This window comes from Bifidobacterium sp. UBA6881 (genome assembly GCA_002451435.1).
Classification (GTDB): Bacteria; Actinomycetota; Actinomycetes; order Actinomycetales; family Bifidobacteriaceae; genus Bifidobacterium.
On record DKCF01000086.1, the window covers coordinates 1408 to 5794 of the forward strand.

The window sequence follows — 4387 nt, forward strand, 5'->3', positions numbered from 1 at the left end:
CGTGCGCGGTATGGCGCATCTCGCCCGTGGCCTTCATGAATCCCGGGAAGCTGATGACCGTGCCGGATGCCTGGAACATCGCCTCGCCGTCCGCGGCGGTCGGCGCGCTCAGACGCACGGTCGCGGTGGAGCCTTCCGCATCGGCCATCTGGCAGGCGAGCGTGCGACGCCAGATCAGCGTATACAGCTTCAGCTGGTCCGCCGGAACCTTGGCGGCGATCTCGTCGGGATCGCGGAAGTGCGCGCCGGCGGGCCTGATGCATTCGTGCGCCTCCTGCGCGCCCGCCACCTTCGTCGCATACTGCTTGGGCTTGTCGGAAAGGTACCGCTCGCCGAAATGCTTCACGACGGATTCGCGCGCGGCCTTGATCGCCTCTTGGGAAAGCGTCACCGAATCGGTACGCATATAGGTGATGAAACCATTCTCGTACAGCCCCTGCGCGGCACGCATGGTCTGCCGCGAACTCATGCCGAGACGGTTGCCCGCGGTCTGTTGCAACGTCGATGTGGTGAACGGGGGAAGCGCACGACGGCGATACGGCTTCGTCTCCATGGAGGCGACGGTGAACGGCGCGGATTCCAACGATTTCGCGATGGTGTCGGCCCGAACCGCATCCAGCTGGACGACGTGGTCCTTCACCGCCGCCGCAGTCAGCTTGCCGTCCGAACCGTAATCCTTGGAACCAGCCAGACGACGCCCCGCCAGCGACACCATGCGCGCGTCGAACAGGGTGTTCTCGCCGTCCGCGTCCGGCGCCTGCAACGTGGCGGTCGCATCCCAATACGGGGCGCGCACGAACGCCATGCGCTCACGCTCGCGCTCGACGATCAGACGGGTGGCGACGGACTGCACGCGTCCAGCGGAAAGCCCCGGCCCCACCTTGCGCCACAGCACCGGGGAAAGCTCGTAACCATACAAACGGTCCAGAATACGACGCGTTTCCTGGGCGTCGACCAAAGCGCCATCCACATCGCGCGTGTTGTGCAATGAGGCCTTGATGGCCTCCGGGGTGATCTCATGGAACACCATGCGCTTGATCGGCACCTTCGGCTTCAGCGTCTGCACCAAGTGCCAGGCGATGGCCTCTCCTTCGCGATCCTCATCGGTCGCGAGGTACAACGTGTCGGCATGCTTCAACGCGTCCCTCAATTCGGAAACGGTTTTCTTCTTGTTCGAGCCGACGATGTAATACGGTTTGAATCCATCTTCGATGTCAACGCCGAACTTGCCGTATTTCGCCTTGTCGGAGGACGGCACCTGGCTGGGCTGCGCAAGATCGCGGATATGGCCCACCGATGCCATGACCGTGTATTCAGAGCCCAGATATCCGCCTATTTTCTTGGCCTTGGTGGGAGACTCCACAATAACGAGCTTGCTGCCGGTAGCCATAGCCACTCCTTATTACTAGCGTTTGCAACGCAATAATACTCATGGACCGGGCAAGAATGGCAAACCAGCCGTGTGGCGTGACCGACCTTGAACCGCGATGGAACCGTGGCATGAATCGATATAGACGAATCATGCCACGCGTCGGTCAGGCCTTCGGCGGCTCGGGCGGCGCGCCCACCAACCCGAGCTTCGTCAACGGCGACGCGGTCAGCTGACGCATGACCAGCGTCAATCCGAACGTCAGCGCGGACAACGCCACCGTGAGCACCACTGTGGAGGCGTGCGCCCCGGAATTCGTCCACTGCGCGCTCATCGTCAATCCCGGCTCGATCTGCCATACGATGTACGCGCCGTACAACGTGCCGAGCACACCGAACGTGAGCATCACACTGCCGACGATCTGCACGCCGGGCGAGGAAACGCGCGTGCCAAGCGCGTCCATGCCATTGGCGTACGTGGCGGCGAGCGCCAGTAGCGCCAAGCCACCGACGATCAGCAACGCCATGAACACGTCGGTCGGACGGTGCCACTGCCCGGCGATCACCGACAATCCCACCAGCGAGGTGTACAGCCAACCAATCACCGCGACCGGCGCACGCAGCACGCGCGGCACGGAGCACAGCAATATCACGCTCGCCGCAGCGGCGAGGATGGCGTGACCGGATGGCGCGGAATTGCTGGGATTCGAAGCGATGTTAATCAGATACGGACGCGGCAGCAAAGGCTTCAGCAATTCGGCCGCGGCGAAACAGACCACGCCGAATACGGCCATCTGCGCGATAAGGATCCAACGTCTGCGCACGATCAGGCAGGCAAGCGCGGCCAATGCCATCAGCACGCTGAGCGCGATCACCACCCCGGAAATCGTGAAGATGTGCACGATCGGCTCCAGCCACCCCGGCAGCGCCGCGTCGAATTTCGACCAGACGATGTCCTCATAGCTCTGGCCTTCCAAAGTGCGCACACCCAGCCACCAGACGCCCGCCGAGGCGAGAAGCAGCAGCGCGCCGAACACCACGCACAACACGACGCTGGAAACACGCGGATGCCGGGTCATCGGATCGACGCCGGCAAGTCCTCGGCTCACCTCCTCCTGGGGAAGAGCCTGCTCGATCTGGTCGTCGCTGGGGAATGACAATGTTTCCAACGATTCCGCCAAATCAGGCTGTTGCAGCATGTTCACTGACTGGTGAGGATCTCGAATAAGTGGCTTGAATTCGTTGGTCATATTCCCCGAGGATACGGCAACGGCCATACGGCACGGCGCCGCGGGAACCAGAAGATATGAAAAACCTCCACGTACCCGGAAGAGGCCACTTACCCTTGCTGCATTCCTGCCCTGGGGGAGTTGGGTGACGTACCGCCACGCGGAGGCAAGAACCAGTGTACACCATGCCCTGACCATGCCGGCAGCGCCCGGGATCAATCGAAGAACTTGACGCCCGCACAGAACACGCATCGCGCCATAGCCCTATTCCGTCTTCCGACTAGGAGATGGAGCGGCCGCCCGCCGAAACATCTCGGGTTCGATGCATTGCCGCACATCTCGGCACACTCCTATGCGCACCATGTGATTCCGAACAATGCTGGCGCATTCGTCGCATGGCCACCGCAGCCGAATATCCCCCATACAATTCCGTGGAGCATGACGGCGACCATGCGACCGCATCGACATTTGGTGCCTCATGCGATTCCGAGCAAGGTGGACCGCACACGAGTACACTATATGAGGAATCGCACACGTTCACTGTGTGTTTGTCTGATTGTCTGGAAGGTTGTTTCTTATGACTGAATCGGTGGAGTATCCCGATCTCGTGGTCGTGGGCGCGGGCCTGTTCGGCCTGACCGTGGCCCAGCAGGCCGTCGAGCGCCTCGGCGCGAGGGTCGAGATCATCGACGTGCGCGACCACATCGGCGGCAACGCGTACTCGTACATGGACGAGGAGACCGGCGCGGAGATCCACAAGTACGGCGCCCACCTGTTCCACACGTCCAACGAACGCGTGTGGGACTACGTGAACCGCTTCACGTCGTTCACCCCGTACGTGCACCGCGTGTACGCGACGCACGACGGCGAGGTCTACCCGCTGCCGATCAACCTGGGCACCATCAACCAGTTCTTCCACGCCCGGTACACGCCCGCCGAGGCGAAGGCCCTGATCGCCGAACAGGCCGGCGAGCTGGCCGGCACGGACCCGCAGAACCTCAACGACAAGGGCATCTCGCTGATCGGCCGCCCGCTGTACGAGGCGTTCATCAAGAACTACACGGGCAAGCAGTGGCAGACCGACCCGAAGGACCTGCCCGCGGGCATCATCAAGCGCCTGCCGGTGCGCTTCAACTACGACAACCGCTACTTCAAGGACACCTGGGAGGGACTGCCCACGGACGGCTACACCAGGTGGATGGAGCGCATGATCGACGATCCGCGCATCCATGTGACGCTGAAGACCGACTTCTTCGACGGGTCCCAGCCGTACAACAGGAAGGCGCTGGCCGCCGCGGGCGTGCCGGTCGTGTACACGGGCCCGGTGGACCGCTACTTCGACTACTCGCTCGGCGAGCTCAAGTGGCGCACGGTGGACTTCAAGGAGGTGCGCTACGACGAGGGCGACCACTTCGGCTGCCCGGTGATGAACTTCTCCGACGCGGACGTGCCGTACACCCGCGCGATCGAGTTCAAGAACTTCAACCCGGAGCGCCGCGCGTCGCAGAACCCGGACAGGACCGTGGTGTGGGAGGAGTACAGCCGTTTCGCGGAGCGCGGCGACGAGCCGTACTACCCGATCAACACGGAGGCCGACAAGGAGCTGTACGCCAAGTACGAGGCGCTGGCCGCGGCCGAGCCGAACACGGTGTTCGGCGGCCGTCTGGGCACGTACAAGTACTACGACATGCACCAGGTGATCGACACCGCGTTGACCGCGTACGAGGAACAGGTCGAACCGCTGCTCAAGAAGTAAGCGGCATCCCGCATCCATAACCCCCTCGTGTGGT

3 protein-coding genes and 1 other RNA gene are annotated in these 4387 nt (G+C 62.7%); 1 reads left to right on the forward strand and 3 read right to left on the reverse strand.

Features of this window, described 5'->3' with window-relative positions:
• The 3 genes from topA to ffs form a co-directional block, all read right to left on the reverse strand.
• Positions 1-1390, reverse strand: a 1390-nt coding sequence (topA, locus tag B3C64_RS06755; protein WP_291534616.1) for a type I DNA topoisomerase, incomplete at its 3' end; no start/stop codon positions are given.
• Positions 1391-1535: 145 nt separating this feature from the next.
• Entirely contained in the window at positions 1536-2618 is a 1083-nt protein-coding gene (locus B3C64_RS06760; RefSeq protein ID WP_414632178.1) for a phosphatase PAP2 family protein, read from the reverse strand.
• 58 nt (positions 2619-2676) lie between these two features.
• Positions 2677-2767, reverse strand: an RNA gene (ffs, locus tag B3C64_RS06765) — signal recognition particle sRNA small type.
• A 407-nt stretch (positions 2768-3174) separates the two neighbouring features.
• Here ffs and glf point away from each other — a divergent pair.
• Entirely contained in the window at positions 3175-4353 is a 1179-nt protein-coding gene (gene glf / locus B3C64_RS06770) for a UDP-galactopyranose mutase (protein ID WP_291534617.1), read from the forward strand.
• The last annotated feature ends 34 nt before the right edge of the window (positions 4354-4387 follow it).

Coding starts and splice junctions, on each gene's coding strand:
- B3C64_RS06760 (WP_414632178.1), bottom strand. CDS start 2,618: ATGACCAACGAATTCAAGCCACTTATTCGAGATCCTCACCAGTCAGTG.
- glf (WP_291534617.1), top strand. CDS start 3,175: ATGACTGAATCGGTGGAGTATCCCGATCTCGTGGTCGTGGGCGCGGGC.